The 21960-nt window shown below is 68.6% G+C and carries 19 protein-coding genes; 15 read left to right on the forward strand and 4 right to left on the reverse strand.

The window, feature by feature from the left end:
- Positions 1-200: 200 nt before the first annotated feature.
- The 4 genes from AC3AOF_RS09750 (at position 201) to AC3AOF_RS09765 (ending at position 3832) form a co-directional block, all read left to right on the forward strand.
- Positions 201-1583, forward strand: a complete 1383-nt coding sequence (locus AC3AOF_RS09750) for an MFS transporter (protein WP_236992232.1) — start codon at positions 201-203, stop codon at positions 1581-1583.
- 189 nt (positions 1584-1772) lie between these two features.
- A complete protein-coding gene (locus tag AC3AOF_RS09755; RefSeq protein WP_236992233.1) occupies positions 1773-2411 on the forward strand; it encodes a Maf-like protein in 639 nt (212 codons plus the stop codon).
- Between the two features lie 258 nt (positions 2412-2669).
- Complete coding sequence (yacG, locus tag AC3AOF_RS09760; protein WP_236992234.1) at positions 2670-2861, forward strand: DNA gyrase inhibitor YacG; 192 nt, start codon at positions 2670-2672, stop codon at positions 2859-2861.
- 86 nt (positions 2862-2947) lie between these two features.
- Positions 2948-3832, forward strand: a complete 885-nt coding sequence (locus AC3AOF_RS09765; RefSeq protein WP_236992235.1) for an SDR family oxidoreductase — start codon at positions 2948-2950, stop codon at positions 3830-3832.
- A gap of 229 nt (positions 3833-4061) precedes the next feature.
- Here the strand turns inward: AC3AOF_RS09765 and AC3AOF_RS09770 are convergent, their stop codons facing one another.
- Entirely contained in the window at positions 4062-4280 is a 219-nt protein-coding gene (locus tag AC3AOF_RS09770) for a hypothetical protein (RefSeq protein ID WP_488348355.1), read from the reverse strand.
- A gap of 220 nt (positions 4281-4500) precedes the next feature.
- On the opposite strand from AC3AOF_RS09770, the gene AC3AOF_RS09775 reads away from it, so the two are divergent.
- On the forward strand, positions 4501-5475 hold the full coding sequence (locus AC3AOF_RS09775; RefSeq protein ID WP_488348356.1) for a glycine--tRNA ligase subunit alpha: 975 nt from the start codon (positions 4501-4503) through the stop codon (positions 5473-5475).
- 85 nt (positions 5476-5560) lie between these two features.
- Positions 5561-7675: a glycine--tRNA ligase subunit beta gene (glyS, locus tag AC3AOF_RS09780; protein WP_488348357.1), complete on the forward strand. Its 2115-nt coding sequence runs from the start codon at positions 5561-5563 to the stop codon at positions 7673-7675.
- A gap of 427 nt (positions 7676-8102) precedes the next feature.
- On the opposite strand, the gene AC3AOF_RS09785 is transcribed toward glyS, so the two are convergent.
- Entirely contained in the window at positions 8103-8321 is a 219-nt protein-coding gene (locus AC3AOF_RS09785; RefSeq protein WP_236992239.1) for a DUF6894 family protein, read from the reverse strand.
- A gap of 263 nt (positions 8322-8584) precedes the next feature.
- Between AC3AOF_RS09785 and AC3AOF_RS09790 the strand changes: the two genes are divergently transcribed.
- The gene (locus AC3AOF_RS09790) at positions 8585-8821 is read left to right on the forward strand and encodes a hypothetical protein (protein ID WP_236992240.1); all 237 of its coding nucleotides are present in this window, start codon (positions 8585-8587) and stop codon (positions 8819-8821) included.
- A gap of 107 nt (positions 8822-8928) precedes the next feature.
- A complete protein-coding gene (locus tag AC3AOF_RS09795; RefSeq protein WP_272913302.1) occupies positions 8929-9063 on the forward strand; it encodes a hypothetical protein in 135 nt (44 codons plus the stop codon).
- A gap of 222 nt (positions 9064-9285) precedes the next feature.
- Here the strand turns inward: AC3AOF_RS09795 and AC3AOF_RS09800 are convergent, their stop codons facing one another.
- Positions 9286-9966 (reverse strand): DUF2155 domain-containing protein, encoded by a 681-nt coding sequence (locus AC3AOF_RS09800; protein ID WP_488348358.1) that lies wholly within the window; start codon positions 9964-9966, stop codon positions 9286-9288.
- Between the two features lie 212 nt (positions 9967-10178).
- Entirely contained in the window at positions 10179-10595 is a 417-nt protein-coding gene (locus AC3AOF_RS09805; RefSeq protein WP_488348359.1) for an NADH:ubiquinone oxidoreductase subunit NDUFA12, read from the reverse strand.
- A gap of 504 nt (positions 10596-11099) precedes the next feature.
- Between AC3AOF_RS09805 and AC3AOF_RS09810 the strand changes: the two genes are divergently transcribed.
- From AC3AOF_RS09810 to AC3AOF_RS09840, 7 genes are all read left to right on the forward strand, one after another.
- A complete protein-coding gene (locus AC3AOF_RS09810) occupies positions 11100-14822 on the forward strand; it encodes a vitamin B12-dependent ribonucleotide reductase (protein ID WP_488348360.1) in 3723 nt (1240 codons plus the stop codon).
- Positions 14823-15411: 589 nt separating this feature from the next.
- Positions 15412-16086: an RNA polymerase sigma factor gene (locus AC3AOF_RS09815; RefSeq protein WP_488348361.1), complete on the forward strand. Its 675-nt coding sequence runs from the start codon at positions 15412-15414 to the stop codon at positions 16084-16086.
- Positions 16083-16682: a hypothetical protein gene (locus AC3AOF_RS09820; protein WP_488348362.1), complete on the forward strand. Its 600-nt coding sequence runs from the start codon at positions 16083-16085 to the stop codon at positions 16680-16682. Before AC3AOF_RS09815 ends, AC3AOF_RS09820 begins: the two co-directional genes overlap by 4 nt.
- A gap of 4 nt (positions 16683-16686) precedes the next feature.
- Positions 16687-20049 (forward strand): UvrD-helicase domain-containing protein, encoded by a 3363-nt coding sequence (locus tag AC3AOF_RS09825; RefSeq protein ID WP_488348363.1) that lies wholly within the window; start codon positions 16687-16689, stop codon positions 20047-20049.
- Positions 20050-20136: 87 nt separating this feature from the next.
- On the forward strand, positions 20137-20862 hold the full coding sequence (locus tag AC3AOF_RS09830) for a multiubiquitin domain-containing protein (protein WP_488348364.1): 726 nt from the start codon (positions 20137-20139) through the stop codon (positions 20860-20862).
- Complete coding sequence (locus AC3AOF_RS09835) at positions 20855-21475, forward strand: putative metal-binding protein (RefSeq protein ID WP_488348365.1); 621 nt, start codon at positions 20855-20857, stop codon at positions 21473-21475. Before AC3AOF_RS09830 ends, AC3AOF_RS09835 begins: the two co-directional genes overlap by 8 nt.
- A 98-nt stretch (positions 21476-21573) precedes the next feature.
- On the forward strand, positions 21574-21960 hold the full coding sequence (locus tag AC3AOF_RS09840; protein WP_488348366.1) for a Mov34/MPN/PAD-1 family protein: 387 nt from the start codon (positions 21574-21576) through the stop codon (positions 21958-21960).

Consider the following 21960-nt stretch of genomic DNA (forward strand, 5'->3'; position numbering starts at 1 on the left):
CTTCGCCGCCCGATCCCTGGGAGCAAGCCCGGGGGCGCCCTTGCATTTCGGGGCCGGATATGGAAATGCGCAAACAGGCCTTGATTGATCTTTACTTTACGCCATTCGGCTCGCTACCCTCTAAGAAAAACCAAGCTGACCCAATGCCGCCCGGCTTGCGAAGGCGGCACCAATCCTGTCGAACACCGGAGGAACAACCGATGAGTGCGATACCAGGCGACCACGTCCACGACCGAGCACAATCGAAGAAGGCTGCGGCGAGCGGCTGGATCGGCTCGGCGCTCGAGTATTACGACTTCTTCATCTACGCGACGGCGGCCTCGCTGATCTTCCCGCAGCTGTTCTTCCCGTCCAACAACCCGACCGTGGCGATCGTGGCCTCGCTCGCCACCTACGGCGTCGGCTACGTCAGCCGGCCGATCGGCGCCTTCGTGCTCGGCCATTGGGGCGACACCCACGGCCGCAAGCACGTGCTCATCGTATGCATGTTCCTGATGGGCTTCTCGACCATCGCGGTCGGCCTCCTGCCCACCTACAGCCAGGTCGGCATCCTCGCCCCGATCCTGCTCGTCATCCTGCGGCTGATCCAGGGCTTCGCCGTCGCCGGCGAGATCTCGGGCGCGAGCTCGATGACCATGGAGCACGCGCCGTTCGGCCGCCGCGGCTTCTTCGCCAGCTTCACCCTGCAGGGCGTGCAGGCCGGCCAGATCCTGGCCGCCGCGGTCTTCCTGCCCCTCGCCCACTACATGCCGACCGAGGCGTTCAACTCCTGGGGCTGGCGCATCCCGTTCCTCCTGAGCTTCCTCGTCATCATCGCCGGCTACATCATCCGCCGCGAGGTCGACGAGACCCCGGCCTTCGCCGCCGAGGAGACCCAGGGCGCGGTCGCCCGCGCGCCGGTCGTCGAGGCCTTCGCCACCTCCTGGGCCGACATGCTGCGGGTGGTGTGCATGGCGCTGATGAACGTGATCCCGGTGGTCACCACCATCTTCGGCGCGGCCTACGCGGTCCAGGCGGCCTACGGCGTCGGCTTCCACAAGGACGTGTATCTCTGGATCCCGGTGCTCGGGAACATCCTGGCGGTGATCGTGATCCCGTATGTCGGCAACCTGTCGGACAAGATCGGCCGCCGCCTGCCGATCATCGTCGGCGCGCTCGGCTCCGGCCTGCTGTCCTTCGGCTACCTGTATGCCATCAGCATCGCCAACGTGCCGCTGGCGATCGTGATGTCGCTGCTGATGTGGGGCGTGGTCTACCAGGGCTACAACGCGGTCTTCCCGAGCTTCTACCCCGAGCTGTTCCCGACCCGCACCCGCGTCTCCGCGATGGCGATCTCGCAGAATGTCGGCACCGCCATCACGGCGATGCTGCCGGCCCTGTTCGCCACCGTGGCGCCTCCCGGCTCGACCAACATCCCGCTCACCATCGGCGCCATCACGCTGGCGATCACCGCGGTGGCGGCGGCGGCGGCCTTCAGCGCCCGCGAGACCTACCGCATTCCGATGAAGGAGCTCGGCCAGCCCCGCGCGGTGCCGCTGGCGAAGTCGGATTACGAGCGGCTGCGCAACGAGGCGATGGCCTGACGAGATCGGCCCGGGCGCGTCCCGGGCCGACCGGCAGGGAGATGGGTGGGCCGGGCGCGGACAGCGTCCGGCCCGCCTCCGTTCCGGCAGGCGGTGCGGGCGCCGCGCGCAAACCTCGACCCGCGAAGCTGGATTTCGCCGGCCAGATAGGGCATCGGGCATGGCATCCCCTTCGAGACACGGCGCCTCATGACCGAGACCTCCCCGATCCCGCAGGCCGCGCGCCCGAAGCTCGTCCTCGCCTCGGCCTCGCCCCGACGCCTCGCGCTGCTGCAGCAGGCGGGGCTGGAGCCGGACGCCCTGCTGCCGGCCGACCTCGACGAGGCGCCGCTGAAGGCAGAGAAGCCCCGCGACCTGGTACGCCGGCTCGCCCGGGCCAAGCTCGACGTGGCGGTGGCGGCGGCGCGCGGCACCGAGGAGCTGCGCCAGGGCTACGTGGTCGCGGCCGACACCGTGGTGGCGGTGGGCCGGCGCATCCTGCCGAAGGCCGAGGTGACCGACGAGGCGGCGGAGTGCATGCGGCTCCTCTCCGGCCGGGCCCACCGGGTCTATACGGCGGTCTGCGTCATCGGCCCGAAGGACAAGCCGCGGGAGCGGTTGGTCGAGACCCGGGTGCGGTTCAAGCGCCTCTCGGCCAAGGAGATCGAGGCCTATCTCGCCAGCGGCGAGTGGCGCGGCAAGGCCGGCGGCTACGCGATCCAGGGGCTCGCCGGCTCCTTCGTGGTCAAGCTCGTCGGCTCCTACAGCGCCGTGGTCGGCCTGCCGCTCTACGAGACGGTCGGCCTGCTCGAAGGCGAGGGTTACCCGGTCCGCGGCGCTTGGGCGTGACGCGGGCTGAGCACGAAGGCTTCGTTCGATTGCCCAGGCGCTGAGGCGGTTTCTCCCATTCTCACCCTCATCCTGAGGTGTTAGTCGATCGTCGATCGACTGACCTCGAAGGAGGGTTCCAGAGATCGCTGAGACTTCTGGAGCCCTCCTTCGAGGCTCATTCGTTCGCACCTCAGGATGAGGTCGCGAGGAGGGTGAATTCGATTTTACGATTTCTTCGATTGTTCGTCGGAAAAGTTTCAAGAGGAGTCGCGATCGATGACGCGCGATAACGACAGTGCTTCGCCCGCCTGCCCGATCTGCGGCAAGCCGGCGACCCCGGCCTCCAAGCCGTTCTGTTCCACGCGCTGCGCCGACGTGGACCTGCAGCGCTGGCTCAGCGGGCGCTACGCGATCCCCGGCCGCGACGAGGACGCCCTCGGTCAGGACGACGGCTCCCGAGAAGAGTGAGAGGATACTGAGGGAGAGCAGGGAACGGCCGGAGGCCTGCCCGGTTGACGGCGGCCTCACGCAACCGACAGCCGGAGCCGTCCCTCATGTCGTCCGACTTCCCCAACCCCCTCACAAAGCATCCCCGTCCGCCCTTCGAGGGCCAGCCGCAGAGCTTTCCCGGCCTGACCGGGCGGATGAAGCCGGAGCCCGACCACGGCGAGGCGAGCTACAAGGGATCGGCTAAGCTCGCCGGCCGGGCGGCCCTGATCACCGGAGGCGATTCCGGCATCGGCCGGGCGGTTGCCATCGCGTATGCCCGCGAGGGCGCCGACGTGGCGATCTCCTACCTACCGTCCGAGCAGGGAGACGCCGAGGCGGTGGCCGGATGGGTCGAGAAGGCCGGGCGCCGGGCGCTGCTGCTGCCGGGCGACCTCAAGGACAGGGCCTATTGCCGCGAGATCGTCGCCCGCACCGCCGAGACCTTCGGCCGTCTCGACGTGGTGGTCAATAACGGCGCCTTCCAGCAGCCGAACCAGGACCTGGCATCGATCGACGACCAAGTCTTCGAGGACCATTTCCGCACCAACGTCTTCGGATCGTTCACCGTCACCAAGGCGGCGATGGCGCATCTCAAGCCCGGCGCCTCGGTGATCTTCACCTCGTCGGTGAATTCCAAGCACCCGATGCCGTCCCTGCTCGCCTATAGTGCCACCAAGGGGGCGCTCAGCAACCTGGTGCTGAGCCTGGCGCAGCTCTTGGCCGAGAAGGGCGTGCGGGTGAACGGCGTGCTGCCGGGCCCGATCTGGACGCCGTTCATCCCGTCCGGGATGGAGGAGGATTCCGTCAAGTCCTTCGGCAGCCAGGTGCCGTTCGGCCGCCCCGGCCAGCCGGCGGAACTGGCCTCGGCCTACGTCATGCTGGCCTCGGACGAGAGCAGCTACACGTCGGGGGCGCTGGTGACGGTGGCGGGGGCGATGCCGGTGCTGTGAGGCAAGGGGTTGCTTGCGAATTCGGTGCAAGCATACGATCACCAACACACAGGGTCATCCCGGGGCCGCGACCGCGGAGCCCGGGATCCAGAACCGCGGAGTGTTTAGAATGAGGCGGACAACGTGCCGACTTGTTCTTCAAGAACCGAGCGTCTGGATTCCGGGCTCCGCTGCGCGGCCCCGGAATGACGTGGAGGGTGTCGTTGCATTCGGCGGGATCCGCGACACCTCACCGCCCGCAGGCCGGCGCCCCGTAGCCGGCATAGACCACCCGCACGGTCCGGCACGCCGCAGTCGGAGCCGCAACCGGCGTCTCCGCGGCCACCGTGGTCTCGGTGACGGCGACCGGCTCGGTCTTCGGAGCGTCGGCGCCTGCCCGCACCACCAGCGGGGTCGCGACCAGGGACAGGAGCGCGGCGGCGGCAAGCAGGGTCAGGCGCTCGGTCACGGTCGGTCTCCTCTCGTCCTGGGCGGGGTATCTTCCGCATCGCCGTTTTGCACTGCGGGATGCGGCGGCTTCGTCTGATCTGTACTGTCAACGAGCTTGACCGTGCCACGGTTCCGCCACACCGGCGAACGGGTGCGGCGGCGCACGCCTCGCTTGACTCGGGGGCTGCCGGTTCTAAGGCTCCCCGCCACGATAGCGCCCGAGCCGAACCCGCGAGACCATGACCACCACCGACGCCGACCTCCAGCCGACCCGCTCGTTCCAGGGGCTGATCCTGACGCTCCAGCGGTTCTGGGCCGCGCAGGGCTGCGTGATCCTCCAGCCCTACGACATGGAGGTCGGGGCAGGCACGTTCCATCCGGCCACCACCCTGCGGGCGCTCGGCCCCAAGCCGTGGAGGGCCGCCTACGTCCAGCCCTCGCGCCGGCCGAAGGACGGCCGCTACGGCGAGAACCCGAACCGGCTCCAGCACTATTACCAGTTTCAGGTGATCCTGAAGCCGAACCCGCCGAACCTCCAGGACCTCTACCTCGATTCGCTGAAGGCGATCGGCGTCGATCTCAGGCTGCACGACATCCGCTTCGTCGAGGACGATTGGGAGAGCCCGACGCTCGGCGCCTGGGGTCTGGGCTGGGAATGCTGGTGCGACGGGATGGAGGTGAGCCAGTTCACCTACTTCCAGCAGGTCGCCGGCTTCGAATGCGCGCCGGTCGCCGGCGAGCTGACCTACGGCCTCGAGCGCCTGGCGATGTACGTCCAGGGCGTCGAGAACGTCTACGCCCTCAACTTCAACGGCCGTGAGGGCGACGAGAAGGTCACCTACGGCGACGTGTTCCTGCAGGCCGAGCAGGAATATTCGCGCCACAACTTCGAGGCCACCGATACCGAGATGCTCTTCCGGCAGTTCCGCGACGCGGAAGCCGCCTGCCGGGCCTACCTCAAGGCCGGCGAGCCCGGGCCCAACGGCAACGATCCGCGCCACCGCATGGCGCAGCCGGCCTACGATCAGTGCATCAAGGCCAGTCACGTCTTCAACCTGCTCGACGCGCGCGGGGTGATCTCGGTGACCGAGCGCCAGAGCTACATCCTGCGGGTGCGCGAGCTGGCCAAGGCCTGCGGCGAAGCCTGGCGGCGCACCGATGCGGGCGGGCTTGCCGGTGCGGGCGTCCTTGCCGGCGAATCACCCGCCGCCTGACAGCCGCGCCGCCCGGCCTTACACCGCCCGTCATACCCTTCTCTCGATTTCGGGCTCTCCTTGGTGAGAGCCTTGAGGCCGCCCGATGCCCGACCTGCTGCTCGAACTCTTCTCCGAGGAAATCCCCGCCCGCATGCAGCGGCGCGCGGCCGAGGACCTGCGCAAGCTCGTCACCGACGCGCTGGTCGAGCGCGGTTTCCTGTACGAGGGCGCCAAGGCCTTCGCGACACCCCGCCGCCTCGCCCTCCACGTCGCCGGCCTGCCGGCCCGCGGCCAGGACGTGCGTGAGGAGCGCAAAGGCCCCCGCGTCGGCGCCCCCGAGGGCGCGGTGCAGGGCTTCCTGAAGAGCGCCGGCCTCGCCAGCCTCGACGAGGCGAAGATCGTCTCCGATCCGAAGAAGGGCGAGTTCTACGTCGCGGTGATCGAGCGGCCCGGCCGCGAAACGATCGAAGTCCTGGCCGAGATCATCCCGGCCATCGTCAAGAGCTTCCCCTGGCCGAAATCGATGCGCTGGGGCGCCGCCTCGCGCGAGCCCGGCTCCTTACGCTGGGTGCGGCCGCTGCACTCGATCGTCGCGAGCTTCGGCCCCGAGACCGAGACGCCCGAGGTGGTGCCGTTCACCATCGACGGGGTCGAGGTCGGGCTGACCACGCGGGGGCACCGCTTCCTGGCGCCGCACCCGATCGAGGTGCGCCGCTTCGCCGATTACCTGCCGGCCCTGGAGCGGGCCTTCGTGGTGCTCGATGCGGACCGGCGCAAGGACATCATCCTGCACGATGCCCGCGACCTCGCCTTCGCCCGCGGCCTCGACCTCGTCGAGGACGAGGGCCTGCTGGAAGAGGTGGCGGGCCTCGTCGAGTGGCCGGTGACCCTGATGGGCGCCTTCGACGAGCGCTTCCTGACGATTCCCCCGGAGGTGATCCGCGCCACGATCCGGGCGAACCAGAAGTGCTTCGTGCTGCGCAGGCCTCCCGGCCCGGACGGGCGCGAGCGCCTGGCCAATGCCTTCATCCTGGTCTCGAACCTCGTCGCCTCCGACGGCGGCGCGGCGATCGTCGCCGGCAACGAGCGGGTGGTGCGGGCGCGCCTCTCGGACGCGGCGTTCTTCTGGGAGACCGACCGCAAGGTGCGGCTGGAAGACCGGCTCGTTAAGCTCGACAACATCGTCTTCCACGAGAAGCTCGGCACGCAAGCCGCGCGGGTGGAGCGCATTGCCAGCCTCGCCCGGGCGCTGGCGCCGTCGGTCGGGGCAGATCCCGATCTCGCCGAGCGGGCCGCGCGGCTCGCCAAGGCCGACCTCGTCACCGAGATGGTCGGCGAGTTCCCCGAGTTGCAGGGCCTGATGGGCCGCTACTACGCCGCCGAGCAGGGCGAGGACCCGGCGGTCGCCGCGGCGATCGAGGACCATTACAAGCCCCTCGGCCCCAGCGACCGGGTGCCGTCCGAGCCGGTCTCGGCGGCGGTGGCGCTCGCCGACAAGCTCGACACCCTGGTCGGCTTCTGGGCGATCGACGAGAAGCCGACGGGGAGCAAGGACCCCTATGCGCTGCGCCGCGCGGCGCTCGGCGTCATCCGTCTCATCCTGGCGAGCGAGGCCCGGCTGCCCCTGCGGGCGCAGATCGCCGCCGCCGCCACCGGACACGGCCAGGCCTCGGAGGCTTTCGCGGGTGATCTCCTCGCCTTCTTCGCCGACCGGCTGAAGGTCTACCTGCGCGACCAGGGCGCCCGCCACGACCTCATCGACGCCGTCTTCGCCCTGCCGGGCCAGGACGACCTCCTGATGGTGGTGCGCCGCGTCGAGGCGCTCGGTCGCTTCCTCGACACCGAGGACGGCAAGAACCTGCTCGCCGGCTCCCGCCGCGCCGCCAACATCCTGCGCATCGAGGAGAAGAAGGACGGCCGCGCCTACGACGCGGTGCCGGACCAAGGCCTCCTGAACCTGCCCGAGGAAGCGGCCCTCGCCGACGCCCTGCGAACAGCCGGCGCCGAAGCCGGCCGGGCGGTCGCGGTCGAGGATTTCGAGGGCGCGATGCGGGCGCTCTCGAGCTTACGCGCGCCCGTCGACGCCTTCTTCGACAAGGTGACGGTGAACGCCGACGACGCGCAGTTGCGCGCCAATCGTCTCGCTCTGCTCCATGCGCTCAGGGCGGCGACCCGGGAGGTGGCGGATTTCTCCCGCATCGGCGGCGAAGGTCGCTGAGTTCGAAAACTAACATAAGATGCGTTGCACAAGAGCCTCAGCACTTCACCAGGGAACGGTTTAACGACTTTTTCATTGTTTGTCGGCGCCGGGAACCGGTACAACCTCAACCGGTTCGATTCTCATCAACAGGACACGTCGGCGCCGCGCTCCGGCGGAAGGGAATGCCCTGTGCCGTAGCGCACCGCGAGGTGACGCGGCCGGTGGTTCCCTGCGCGCAGGTTCTGAGAGTCGGACCGGTGATGGAAGGCAGGAGATAGCCACGATGTCGCTCGGCGGGAAGGCTCGACCCACGGAGCAGAACGCTCCCCGGACGCCGGACGCATCCGCACCGCATGCGGGCGGCCGGGACGACGCAGGCGCCCAGGCGAGCGCCTGCATCCGCTCCCATGTGCGTCAGGTGCTGCTGCAGACGGGATCCGGCCCCTCAACCCAGGGGAATTGAGCGCACCAGCCGTCCGGCCCCGTCGCGGATCTCCAGCTGCCAGCCCTCCCCGAGGAGCGGCAGGTCGCCGCTCACCCGCATCTCGGCGATGACCGCCCGCGCTTCGGTCTCAGCCTGGTCGGCCGTGTCGGCCTCGACGCCCGTCGGGTCCTCGATCGCACGCGCGGGGCCGACCAGGTTGAAGAAATAGCGCTGCGGCATGAGGTCTGACCACGGTCGGTGATCGGGACGCAGCCCGGTTCGGGTCTCTCCGCCCGGCCCGCGTCCGATCGATTGCGAGTGCGACGCCCTGACGTTACCAGCCCGGTTCCGGGCTGGCATGTCAGGGAAAAGGCGAGTTGCACGCTCAAGCGTGAGCGATTCCGCGCCTGCCGCGTTCCTCCGAAGGGAGAGGGCGGCCGCCCCCCTTCTCCCACCGCCTGCGGGCGGCCGACGGACCACGGCGCGGCGAAGGCAGGCCGACCATGCAGCACGATTCCGCCCGAGCGCATCCCGAGAAGCGGAGACATCCGGACAAGCCGGGGGCCTCGGCCCGCAGCATCGTGCTCACCCTGCTCGGCGTCGTGATCGGCAGCGCCGGCTACTATGCCTCCTGGCGCTTCCAGACCCCGATCGGCACCCTTGCGGGCATCGCCGGCCTGGCGCTCTGCGTGATCGGCACCAGCCACGGGCATGACGGGGGCACGCGTCAGGTCGGATGATCGGCCCATGCGGCGAAACGCGGCCCGGGCGTGACCGATCCGGCGAGCCTCGGGAGACGTTGGTGCGGGAATCCTCGGTCGCGAGGATCGTCGATGAGGAGAATCCCGTGAACGCCAATTCCCCCGAGCACCGCATCGGCCACGACGTCGATTCCGTCGATCAGGTCAGCAGCGTCACGCTCTTCGGCTTCGCCGTCGTCGGTGCGGCCCTGACGGTGGCGCTGAACGCGATGCTGGTCTGATAGCCTGTTTGATCGATCTCTATCGATCGAATCTTCCTCGTCATTCCGGGGCCGCGCAGCGGAGCCCGGGATGACGAGGAAGGCATGAATACTGTCGATCAGGTCAAGCAGGCTTGAGGATCTTTCGGCCTCGGAACGAGCCCGCAGAGGTCGGAGCCGCGCAGCCCTGCGCAGCGGCTTCAGGCACGGTCGGCGGCAATTGTTGCCAAATCCGCCGAGCGCTCAGCGCGGGTTCGGATCCATCGGGTCGACGCCGCCCGGCTTCGGCCCGTCATTGGTCGGGAAGAAGCGCCGCGACGGCGACTGACGCGGCTGCACCGGCGTGCCGCGCAGGGGCTCGACGTCGACCTGGCCCTGGCGGTTGACCTGGCGGCTGCGCGGCGCCTCGTCGCCGCCCCGCGCCTGCTCGCGGCGCTTGCGGCCCTCGGGCTTGGCGGCGGCCACCGGCGCGTCCTCCTGCTCCTTCGGCTCGGCCACGAGGTCGGTACCACCTTTGCAGTCGACCAGCCACACGTCGTAGATCGGATGCTCGATCGCGTGCAGGCCCGGACTCGAGGCGAACATCCAGCCGGTGAAGATCCGCCGGTACTTGTTCTCCAGCGTGACCTCGTCGACCTCCAGGAAGGCCGTGGTCTTGGCGCTCTCGGTCGGGGGACGGGTGTAACAGACCCGCGGGGTGAGCTGGAGCGCGCCGAACTGCACCGTCTCGTCCACCGCCACCTCGAAGGAGACGGTGCGGCCGGTGATCTTGTCGAGGCCGGCGAAGACCGCGGTCGGGTTGCGGATCTTGTCGGCCCAGGCCGGCGCGGAGGTGAACGAGCCCCCCAGGACGGCGCCGCCCAGAACGATACCGCGGAGGAGCAGGAAGGCGCCCGCGGCGCGGCGTGCGGTCATGCGGCTCAAACCCAATCGCTCCCGGCTCGGTAGTCGGCGGCCATCTTGAAGGCCTCTCGCGCCCGGATCGACGGGGCGCGCGGGCAGGATCGGCCCGCCCGCGATAGACACAAGGAGGATGGTGGAAAAAGGGCGGCTTAGTGCACCTCACGAAACTCCCGCTGCGCCGATGCCGCCAGAAGCAGGCACCGGGCAGCGGGCGGGAGTTTCGTGAGAGACACTTACTCGCCCGGGACCCACGGCACGTAGTCGCCGGTCGCCGCCGGCCGCTGGCCGTAGGAGAGCTGCGAGCCCCGCGGCCGGTAGGCCGCCACGGTGCCGGTCAGGTTCTCCTCGTGCGGCTTCTGCCACTCCCGCGGGACGTAGGTCTCCTCGGAGGGCGCCACGTTGGTGGCGTGGCAGAGCCAGCCGCGCCAGCCGGGCGGCACCTTCGAGGCGTCGGCATAGCCGTTATAGATCACCCAGCGCCGCTCCGGGCCGACCGAGCGGTCGATCAACGGGCCCTGCGCGCGGTAGTAGCGGTTGCCGAACTCGTCCTCGCCGACGAACTGGCCATGGCGCTTGGTGTAGAATTCCAGGCTGACGGTCGAGCCGCTCCACCAGGTGAAGATCCGAAGCAGGGTGTCTTTCAGCGCCATCGCGACCGTCTCTGGGGCTCGGGCCCTTAAGGAATGGGGGAGGCCCCCTTCGTCGCGCGGGACTATGGTGAGATGACTCCCGGATGTCCAGCACGTCCCGCGCCGCAGCATGATTCCCCTGCGCGGAGCCCTCGGGCGGTTTGGTTCGGCTCAGGTTCGCTCACGATCTGTGAACAACTCGGTGCCCCGAGCTTGCGCCGGCTATGGGCGGCGCGCAGGCCCGCCGCGATTCTCGCAACCCGATCCTGGGCTTAAGCGCGGGCACGGCGCTATCCACAGGAATCCGGCCCTTAACACTATATGTAGGGAGGAACGGAGTCCGTCGACACTAGTTGTTGACGTGTGGCCGCCAGCGTCGGTAGTTTCCGGGGCATCGGACGGGAGGATCCCGGATCGGGTTCGCCCGCATCCGCCGAACCTCCAGCGCCCCGCCCATCCCCTGTAACCGGCGGACCCCGCACGCATGCGGGCGGTCCCCGGCTGTTCGTGACCGGAGAGTATCCCATGCGGTTCGAGCGTCGCATCACCACCGCGGGGCAATCGCCCTATGCCAGCATCCCGTTCCGCAAGGCGGTGAGCGAGATTCGCAATCCGGACGGCTCGGTGGTGTTCCGCCTCGACGGCATCGACGTGCCGGAGGCCTGGAGCCAGGTCGCCTGCGACGTGCTGGCCCAAAAGTACTTCCGCAAGGCCGGCGTGCCGAAGGCCCTGAAGAAGGTCGAGGAGAACGGCGTCCCCTCCTTCCTGTGGCGCTCGGTGCCCGACGAGGCGGCCTTGGCCCACCTCCCCGAGGGTGAGCGCACCGGGTCCGAGGTCTCGGCGACGCAGGTCTTCGACCGGCTCGCCGGCTGCTGGACCTACTGGGGCTGGAAGGGCGGCTACTTCTCGAGCGAGGAGGACGCGAGCGCCTTCCACGACGAGCTGCGCGCCATGCTCGCCCGCCAGATGGTGGCGCCGAACTCGCCGCAATGGTTCAACACCGGCCTGCACTGGGCCTACGGCATCGACGGCCCGGCGCAAGGCCACTACTACGTCGACTACAAGACCGGCGAGCTGACCCAGTCGGCGACCGCCTACGAGCACCCGCAGCCCCACGCCTGCTTCATCCAGTCCGTCGCCGACGACCTCGTCAACGAGGGCGGCATCATGGACCTGTGGGTGCGGGAAGCCCGCCTGTTCAAGTACGGCTCGGGCACCGGCTCGAACTTCTCGCGGCTCCGCGGCGAGAACGAGAAGCTCGCCGGCGGCGGCAAGTCCTCAGGGCTGATGAGCTTCCTCAAGATCGGCGACCGGGCCGCCGGGGCGATCAAGTCCGGCGGCACGACGCGCCGCGCCGCCAAGATGGTGATCGTCGACATCGACCATCCGGACGTCGAGGCCTTCATCGACTGGAAGGTCAAGGAGGAGCAGAAGGTCGCCGCGCTGGTCACCGGTTCCAAGGTGGTGTCCAAGCACCTCAAGGCGGTGATGAAGGCCTGCATCAACTGCGAGGCCGCGGGCGACGCCTGCTTCGATCCCGAGCGCAACCCGGCCCTCAAGCGCGAGGTCAAGGCCGCCCGCAAGGCGATGGTGCCGGATGCCGCGATCAAGCGGGTGATCCAGTATGCCCGCCAGGGCTACACCGACATCTCCTTCCCGATCTACGACACCGACTGGGATTCGGAAGCCTACCTCACCGTCGCCGGCCAGAACTCGAACAATTCGGTCTCGCTCACCGACGACTTCCTGCGCGCGGTCGATGCGGATGCGGACTGGACCCTGAGCCAGCGCACCACCGGCAAGCCGGCCAAGACCGTCAAGGCGGCGGAACTGTGGGACAAGATCGCGGAGGCCGCCTGGGCCTCGGCCGATCCGGGCCTGCACTTCAACACCACGATGAACGACTGGCACACCTGCCCGGTCGGCGGGCGGATCCGGGCCTCGAACCCGTGCTCCGAGTACATGTTCCTCGACGACACCGCCTGCAACCTCGCCTCGGCGAACCTGCTGGCGCTCTACGACCGCGGGGCCAAGCGCTTCGACGTCGAGGGCTACGAGCATCTGTGCCGGCTCTGGACCGTGGTCCTCGAGATCTCGGTGCTGATGGCGCAGTTCCCGAGCCGCGAGATCGCCGATCTCTCCTACAAGTACCGCACCCTCGGCCTCGGTTACGCCAATATCGGCGGGCTGCTGATGACCATGGGCCTGTCCTACGATTCCCGTGAGGGCCGGGCTCTCGCCGGTGCGCTCACCGCGATCATGACCGGCGTGTCCTACGCCACCTCGGCCGAGATGGCGCGCGAGCTCGGGCCCTTCCCGGCCTACGAGGAGAATGCCGACGCGATGCTGCGGGTGATCCGCAACCATCGCCGCGCCGCCCACGGCGAGGCCACCGGCTACGAGTTCCTCAACACCAACCCGGTGCCGCTCGACCATGCCGGCTGCCCGCAGGGCGAGCTGGTGGAGCACGCCAAGGCAGCCTGGGACCGGGCCCTGCGGCTCGGCGAGGAGCACGGCTACCGCAACGCGCAATCCACCGTCATCGCGCCGACCGGCACGATCGGCCTCGTCATGGATTGCGACACCACCGGCATCGAGCCCGACTTCGCCCTGGTGAAGTTCAAGAAGCTCGCCGGCGGCGGCTACTTCAAGATCATCAACCGGGCGGTGCCGGATGCCCTGCGCAGCCTCGGCTACCGCGAGGCCGAGATCGCCGAGATCGAGGCCTACGCCGTCGGCCACGGCTCGCTCGGCCAGGCCCCGGCGATCAACCCGGGCTCGCTCCGTGCCAAGGGCTTCACCGACGACAAGATCGCGGCGGTGGAGGCCGGGCTGAAGTCGGCCTTCGACATCAAGTTCGTGTTCAACCGCTGGACGCTGGGCGAGGATTTCCTCACCCAGACCCTGAAGGTGCCGGCGGAAAAACTCGCCGACCCGTCCTTCGACCTGCTCTCGTTCCTCGGCTTCAGCCGCAAGGACATCGAGGCCGCCAACGTCCATGTCTGCGGGGCGATGACGCTCGAAGGCGCGCCGCACCTCAAGGTGGAGCACTACCCGGTCTTCGACTGCGCCAATCCGTGCGGCCGGATCGGCAAGCGCTACCTCTCGGTCGAGAGCCACATCCGCATGATGGCGGCGGCGCAGCCCTTCATCTCGGGGGCGATCTCCAAGACCATCAACATGCCGAACGACGCCACGGTCGAGGATTGCAAGAACGCCTACCGGCTGTCCTGGACCCTGGCTCTGAAGGCCAACGCCCTCTACCGCGACGGCTCGAAGTTGTCGCAGCCGCTCAACGCCGCCCTGATCAGCGACGAGTCGGAGGACGAGGACGAGACGGTCGAGGCCATCCTGGCCCAGCCGGCGGTCGCCAAGACCGTCGCGGTGACCGAGAAGATCGTCGAGCGGATCGTCGAGCGCGTCGAGCGCCTGCGCTCCCAGGAGAAGCTGCCGAGCCGCCGCAAGGGCTACACCCAGAAGGCCAAGATCGGCGGCCACACCATCTTCCTGCGCACCGGCGAGTACGACGACGGGCGGCTGGGCGAGATCTTCCTCGACATGAACAAGGAGGGCTCGGCGCTCCGGGCCTTCATCAACAACTTCGCGATCTCGGTCTCGCTCGGCCTGCAATACGGCGTGCCGCTGGAGGAGTACGTCGACGCCTTCACCTTCACCCGGTTCGAGCCGGCCGGCTTCGTCCAGGGCAACGACGCGATCAAGAATGCCACCTCGGTCCTCGACTACGTGTTCCGCGAACTGGCGATCTCGTATCTCGGCCGCAACGACCTCGCCCATGTCGACCTCTCGGAGATCGGCAACGCGGCGACCGGCGTGAGCCCGGCCAAGCCCTCGGCCTCGGATTCGGTGCCGGCCCACAACGTCGTATCGCGCGGCCTGCTGCGCGGCTCCGGCGACCGTCTGACCCTGATCCATGGCGGTCCCGGCGGCGCGACGGCCGGTGTTGCGGCCCCGAGCACGGGCCAGTCGGCTCCTGCGGGTGGGACGGTCGTGGCGGTGAGGGGCTCAGTTGCACTGAAGGCAGAGCCTACCTCGGACGCAGATGGTGTTAAGTTAGGCTTCTCTGCTCCTGATATCGACAACAAAGCGATGTTAGTCGCCAAGCGCGTCGAAGCTCGCATGAAGGGGTACGTAGGAGAAGCCTGCCCTGAGTGCGCAAATTTCACATTGGTCCGCAATGGAACGTGCCTGAAATGCGACACCTGCGGTGGCACGACTGGATGCTCATAGTCTTCATTTAACATAGTCGGTGGGCGCGGCTGTCGAGCGAACCATAGAATCGGCCTACGGAACCAAAGCGTAGGCCAATTCGAACCATAGTGTGGTTATTCAACGTGCCGTTGAAAACCAACGCATCACGAACGTGAAAGTAATGAGGGCGCGTCGGGGTACCCGACGTGCCCTCTCAAGACTCAAGCTACTGACTCCGCTCACGGATGTCTCAATAAAACGCAAGGCCTGCTGGCCTCAGGCGCGAATTTGAGGCTGATCGTTCAATACGGCATCTTGACATTGACTGAACAGGTGGCCTCCATACGCCGCCTGTAACCTCGTTGATCCGGAAACGCCTTGCGGCTCTGCCTGGATTGTTTCTCGAGAGCCGCCCCGTGGCTCTTTCTAGAGTATGTGTGACGGTGTTCGCGACCGGGGACTGCCATGATCGGGCAGACAAACCCCGCGACCACCAATCAGTGCTGGCCAGCGTTTCGGGCCGCTCGCTCCGCACCGTTCGTGTGGGGCCTTGCCGCAGCGGTGTAAGATTTTCGCGCCGCGCTACCGATTCGTAGCCTGCAACTTCGCTAGAGAGGCAGGCTCTCGCATGACGGGGGCACGTGTGAACGTTCAAGACGGTGTCTCGCTCGAGCACCTTCGCGAGTTCTGGCAGGAGGCCACGAATGGCGGATCGCTCGACAAGCATGATCCCAGGACGATCGTCGCCGCTTGCCGTCGTCTCGATCCGACGGCGGACGGCCGCCTTCGCGAACAGCTGCTCAAGCATCTCTGTGCGACGGCCCAGCGGATCCTCCGGCCACAGGTCAGCGCACGGCACGAGAACGGCGGCGAGGACGCCGTGGTTGAGGTGGTCGGAGCGATGGTGGTGTCGATCCTCGACCCCAACTCTGCGGACGGGGTCGGCTTCGAGACGTCATTCCGTGGACGGCTGGAGAAGCGCCTTATCGATCGCGTCCGTAAGGAGCAGGCGCGACGGGAGGTCATTCGCCATTTCGACACCGATCCGGATGACGGTACCGTCCTCGAACCGAGGGATTGGCAGAGCTTCAGCCAGGAGGACATGGCCGTGATCTCCTCAGCCCTCGACAGTCTGCCGCCGAACCAGCGGAAGGCGCTCCTGCTGAGACGTAGCGGTTTCGGCTACACGGGTCCTGACGGAGAAAGCATCTCCAGCATGCTCGGTGTGACGCCCAAGACCGCCAAGGATTGGGTCGAGCGAGCCGAGCGGTATCTTCGTACGGAACTCGGCCGCGAGATATGAGTGCGCCGGAGGATACCCTCGACGAGATCCTGATTCGCTTCCACGAGGAGGCGGATCAGATCACGCCCGAACTCGTGCGGGCCTGGACGGATGCCTACCCGCAGTATGCCGAAGAGATCCGCGCGCACGCCGTCGAGCGGATCGAGATGGCTCACCATCGCAGGCGGGCGGATGCAGACACCGCCGTGACGGATTTCTCGGAGTTCGTCAGGGCGGCCGTGCAGGCAGCGGCGGAACGGCACGCGCCCGAGCCGGTGCCTAGGCTGCGCGACGTGCTGGCCTCGCATGAGATGGATGTCCGGACCTTCGCAGCCGAGATCGGCCTCGCGCGGTCCATCGTCGCTGACCTGGGCTCGGGGCAGATCGTCGCTGGGACGGTCCCCCAACGCTTCATGCGCATCGCCTCCGAGCGGCTCGGCTGCACGGTCGAATGGCTGCAGGCCGTCCTCTCCAACTCGCGTCACGCCGCGACAGCGCCGGCATTCAAGAGCTCCGCCACCCCCACGGCCGGCCGCGCCCGGACGTGGGATGAGGCCGTCCGTGCCTCGACGATGCCGGATGAACGAAAGGCCTTCTGGCTCGCGGCGGAGGATTAGGTCGATGGACGCGTGGCGTGGCATCCGCATCGAGGCGAGGCGACGGCACGCGGAGGCCGCCGCGCGGGCGAGCGATGGCACGATCGCCGCGCTCGTCGCGGCAGCGCTCTCGATCGCCGACCTCGAGGTCGAACTCTTCGAGCCCGGCACCGTGTACGGCCCCGAGGTCGCCGGCGCTTTGGAGCGGGCGGACGGGTTCGTGCGCCTTGCCGCGAACCTCGACGCCGGCCGCAAGGCCGTCGTCAGCGCCCATGAGATCGGGCACTTCCACCTGCACGACGAGAAACAGTCCCTGGTGCGCGCGACGGAGCCGGCCTTCGGTGGCCAGCCTCTCGAGACCGGCGCGGAGAAGGTTGTTGCCTATTCGCCGCGCGAGCGCCGCGAGGTCCAGGCCGACGTCTTCGCGCAGGAGTTCCTCCTGCCGGCCGACCTGCTGCGCCGCCGCTTGGTCGATGAAGGCCTCACACCGTCCGCGATCGCTGCCGAGACCGGGCTCCCGCTCTCCTTCGTGACGATGCAGGCAATCCGGGCGCTGCTGCTGCCGCCGCTGCCCGACTGGGACGCGGACACGGAGCCGTCGCCGGTGATCCCGCTGGACGACGACCAGCGCGTTGCCGCCGAGTGGGACGACCGTCCGCTGATCCTGGACGCCGGGCCTGGCACCGGTAAGACGCGCACGCTGGTCGGGCGGATCGAGCATCTGCTCGCGCGAGGCGTCCAGCCCTGGGAGATCCTGGCGCTGACGTTCTCAAACCGGGCAGCGGCCGAGATGCGCGAGCGCATCGAGAGGCTCGACCGCGCGGCCGCGCCACAGATCTGGATTGGCACGTTCCACGCTTTCGGGCTCGAGCTACTGCACCTCTACGCCGAGCAGGCCGGGCTACCGAAGGACTTCGACATCGTCGACGAGTCCCAGGCGCTCGGCATGCTTGAGCGCCTGCTGCCGCGCCTGAACCTGCACCACTTTCAGAATCTGTGGGATCCCGCGCTCGATCTGCGCCCGATCCTGCGCGCCATCTCGCGCGCGAAGGACGAGATGGTCGGCCCGGAGGCCTATCTCGCGGCGGCGCGCGCTGCCCTCGCCGCGGCCGGGACGCCGGATGCGGTCGAGCGGGCGGAGAAGGCGGTGGAGGTCGGCGAGGCCTACGCCGTCTACCAGGATGCGCTCGCCGCATCGGGCAAGGTCGACTTCGGCGACCTCGTCGGCCGGGCGGCCCGCCTGCTAGCGGAGCACGACGGGGTTCGAGCCGCCGTCCAGTCGCGACACCGCTACGTCCTGCTGGACGAATACCAGGACGTGAACTCCGCGAGCACGGCCCTGCTCGACCAGATCGCCGTCGGCGGGCAGCGTGTCTGGGCGGTCGCCGATCCCCGGCAGTCGATCTACCGCTTCCGCGGAGCGGCACCGGGGAACGCGACCGGCTTCACCGTGCGCTACGCGGGCGCGGAGAGCCGGCCGCTCACCACGAACTACCGCTCGGGTGCTCCCGTGGTGAAGCTGTTCGAGCGCTATGGCGGCGGGATCGCAGCGGCTCCGAAGCCGGCGGTGACGTGGCACCCGCATCGCGGCGGGATTGGGTTCGTCGACCACCTCCACGCCGCGGACCTCCGCTCCGAGGCCGGCGCGCTGCGCGACCAGATCGAGCGCTTCGCCGCCGACGGCATCGCGTACGATCAGCAGGCGATCCTCGCCCGGACCCACCTCTGCCTCGCCCGGTTCGGGCGCATCCTGCAGGAGCTCGGCGTACCCATCCTCTACCTCGGCGACCTTTTCGAGCGGTCCGAGATCCGCGACCTGCTCTCCGTTGTCTCGCTCGGTGCGGATGGAGACGCGACCGGCCTGGTGCGCGTCGCGCAGTTCCCGGAGTATGGCGCAACGCGCGAGGATGCCCTCGGGATTATCCGCGAGGCGGACGCGACGGGCGAGGACGTGCTCGCGCTGTGCGCGCGCGCCGCGACGATCGACGGCCTCTCCGAGGCCGCGCGCGTCGGACTGCCGCTCCTAGCGGACCATCTTGCGGGCGTGACCTGGCAGTCGTCGGCCTGTCAGGTGCTGGTGCGTTACCTGTTCGAGACGAGCGGGTACCTGCGTCCCCTCATCGAGGATCCGAGCGTCCGCGCGAGGCAATGCCTGATCGCGATCTATCAGCTCCTCAAGTTCGCGCGCGAGCACGCCGATGCCGCGAGGGGCCGGGGAGGACGCCGCCGGTTCCTCGAGGCGATCCGCCGGCTCGAACGTCTCGATGACGACCGGGCGTTCCGTGTCGTGCCGCCGGAGGCGGACGGCATCTCCGCCGTGCGCATGATGACGGTGCATGCTGCCAAGGGCCTCGAGTTCCGCGCCGTCCATCTGCCGCAGGTCGCGACGCGCTACGTGCCGAGCAAGCGCCAGAGCATCCGCTGCCCGGCACCGCTCGGGCTGGAGCACCTCGAGATCCAGCCGGTCGACCACGACGCGGAGGAGGAGTGCCTGTTCTTCGTTGCGCTCTCCCGCGCACGCGACGTCCTCTCGATCAGCAGCGCGCGGCTGTACACGGTGAAGCAGGGCTGCAACCCCTCGAAGTTCCTGAAGGACCTCGCCGCCGTCCTGCCGAAGGCCCGGACCGTGCCGACGCTCGCACCAGCGACCGCGGCCAGCCGGATTCCCGTGCCCCCGCCGGCCGCCGCCTATGAGGAGCGGCACCTGCTGGTCTACGCGAAGTGCCCCGCGCGCTACCGCTACGAGGTCCTCGACGGCCTCGGCGACCGCAGCGCAAACTCCGCCTACCTCGCGTTCCACTGCTGCGTGCGCAACACCATCGCCTGGATCTCAGCGCGGCAGTCCGAGGGCGCGACCGTCGATCCCGCCGCGGCCCAGGCCTATCTCGCCGAGGTGTGGGCCGAGCGCGGACCCGTCGATCATGGCTTCGAGCCCGTCTATCGCGTGGCCGCCGAGGGGATGGTCGCCAACGCCGTCACCGCACTCGCCGACGACGGGCGCACGCTGGATCGGCGCTGGAGCGTCGTGCTCGACGGCCGCACGATCCGGCTGCGGCCTGACCGCGTCGTCGAGATGCCGGACGGCCGCCTCGCCGTCCAGGTCTACAAGACCGGACGCCGTTCGAAGAGCGAGCCGACGAAGGCGGTCTGGGAGCTCCTCGGGGAGGCCGCGCGCCAGGCGCATCCCGGCCGGGAGGTCATTCTCGAGGCGGTCTACCCGGCGATCCCGGAGACCCTCCAGATCGACCCGGACCAAGGCGGCAAGGGGTTCGCCGCCTATGCCGAGGCCATCGCCGGGATCGAAGCCGGATGCTTCGAGCCGAAGACCTCGACCGATTGCCCGACCTGTCGATTCTATTTCGTCTGCACGGCCGAAGATTCTTTCTGACCGGACTACCGAATCGCTGCGCACCGCTTCGCTAGGGACTCACAAGGGCAGCTCAGTCTGCTGCCCGCCTGAGGCAAAGGCCAAGCGATGCACGAGCACCACGCGGACGGCGAGCCCATCCAGATCGGCGACGAGTCCCTCCACTTCACGAACGTCACCCTGCCCGATCCCGTGCCGACGGGGCGGCAGATCATCAAGGCCGCGGGTAAGCGCCCGGTCGACGACTTCGCGGCCCTCGCGATCCTGCCGGACGGAGCGCTCGAGGTCCTGCGGCTGGACGAGACCTTCGACCTGCGCAGCCACGGGGTCGAGCGCTTCCTCGTCTGCCGGAGCGACACGCTCTACCGGGCCTTCATCGACGGCCAGGACTTCGATTGGCCCGTCCGCCGGATCACGGGCGTCGTCCTCAAGACGCTCGCCGGGGTCGACCCGAAGGCCTTCGACGTCTTCCTCGTCGTGCCCGGGGCCGACGACATCCAGGTTGCCGACCACGAGTTCTTCGACCTCGCCCGCGAGGGGGTGGAGCACTTCCAGACGGTGCCGCGCAAGGCCCCCACGAACCGGGAGATCACGCTCCGGATCGTCGTCAACGGTGCCGAGGCGCAGATCAAGGTGCGCGAGGGTACCCCGCTGGAAAAGATCCGCCGGGAGGCGCTCGAGAAGACGCAGAACATCGGACGCCCAGACGACGATTGGGAGTTCAAGGACGAGGCCGGCAACGTTCTCGACCTGGCGCAGACCGTCGCTGGCCTCGGTCTGCACGACGGCGACCTGCTCTTCCTCAGCCTGAAGGCGGGGGTTGCGGGTGCCTGAGACCCAGACCGTTGATCCCGAGGTCTCCCGCGCGAAGTTCGCGCGGGAGGTCGCCGCCTACCGGGCGCTGGAGGACACCTACCGCAAGCGTGGGCAGATCCTCCTCGATGCGGCCTTCCCGGAGGTCTGTGTGATGTTCGCGGTCCCCAAGCTGCGACCGTCTCCCATCGTCGCGTGCGTCGTCATCGACTTCACGAACTACGACGCTCGTCCGCTGTCGGTGCGCTTCGTCGACCCGTTCACGCGCGCGCCGCTGAAGTGGTCCGAGATCAACATCGCGCTGATGCGGCGACCTCAGACACCGCCGGGAATGCCGCAGCAGATGTTCCAGCAGCTGATGCAGCAGGGAGCCTTCGCCCCCACGCAGATGCTGCAGGCGAACGGTCCCGACGATCCGCCCTTCCTGTGCCTGCCACGTGTCCGCGAGTACCACGACAACCCCGCCCACACAGGTGACGCATGGCTCCTTCACCGCCGCTCTGGCGAAGGCTGCTTGGCCTTCATCCTCGACACGATCTGGAGCTACGGGATCAACCCGATCGAGCACTTCCAGGTGGCAATGCAGATGCCGTCGATCGGCATGGCGATCGCGCTCGATCGACTGCCGGTGTAAGCGGGCTTGCCGCGGTCGCGTCGATCGCGATCCCGCGCAGCTGCGCCGAGGCGGCGCAGGAGCACCTGCGGGCCGTCGGTCGCGCGGGGCACGAGGGCATGGCGCTCTGGATCGGGCGGCAGGACGGTCCGCGCTTCTGGGTCGAGGAGACGCTCATCCCGCAGCAGCGGCACGTCCGCACCGAGGACGGCGTCTGCGTCTGCATCGGGCCGGACGAACTGCACCGCATCAACGTGCGCCTGTTTCGCGAGCGGCTCGTGCTCGTCGGTCAGATCCACAGCCATCCGGGCCGGGCCTACCACTCGAGCACCGACGACGCGTTCGCGGTTGCGACCACCGTCGGCAGCATTTCGCTCGTCGTCCCCGACTTCGCCGTCCGGCCGTTCGCGCTCGCGGAGGTCGCGGCGTACCGGCTCGATGCCCGCGCGCGATGGTCGGCCCTCTCGAAAGCCGACCTCGCTCGGCTCGTCACGATCACGGACTGA

This window comes from Methylobacterium sp. 142-1Y (assembly GCF_057747795.1).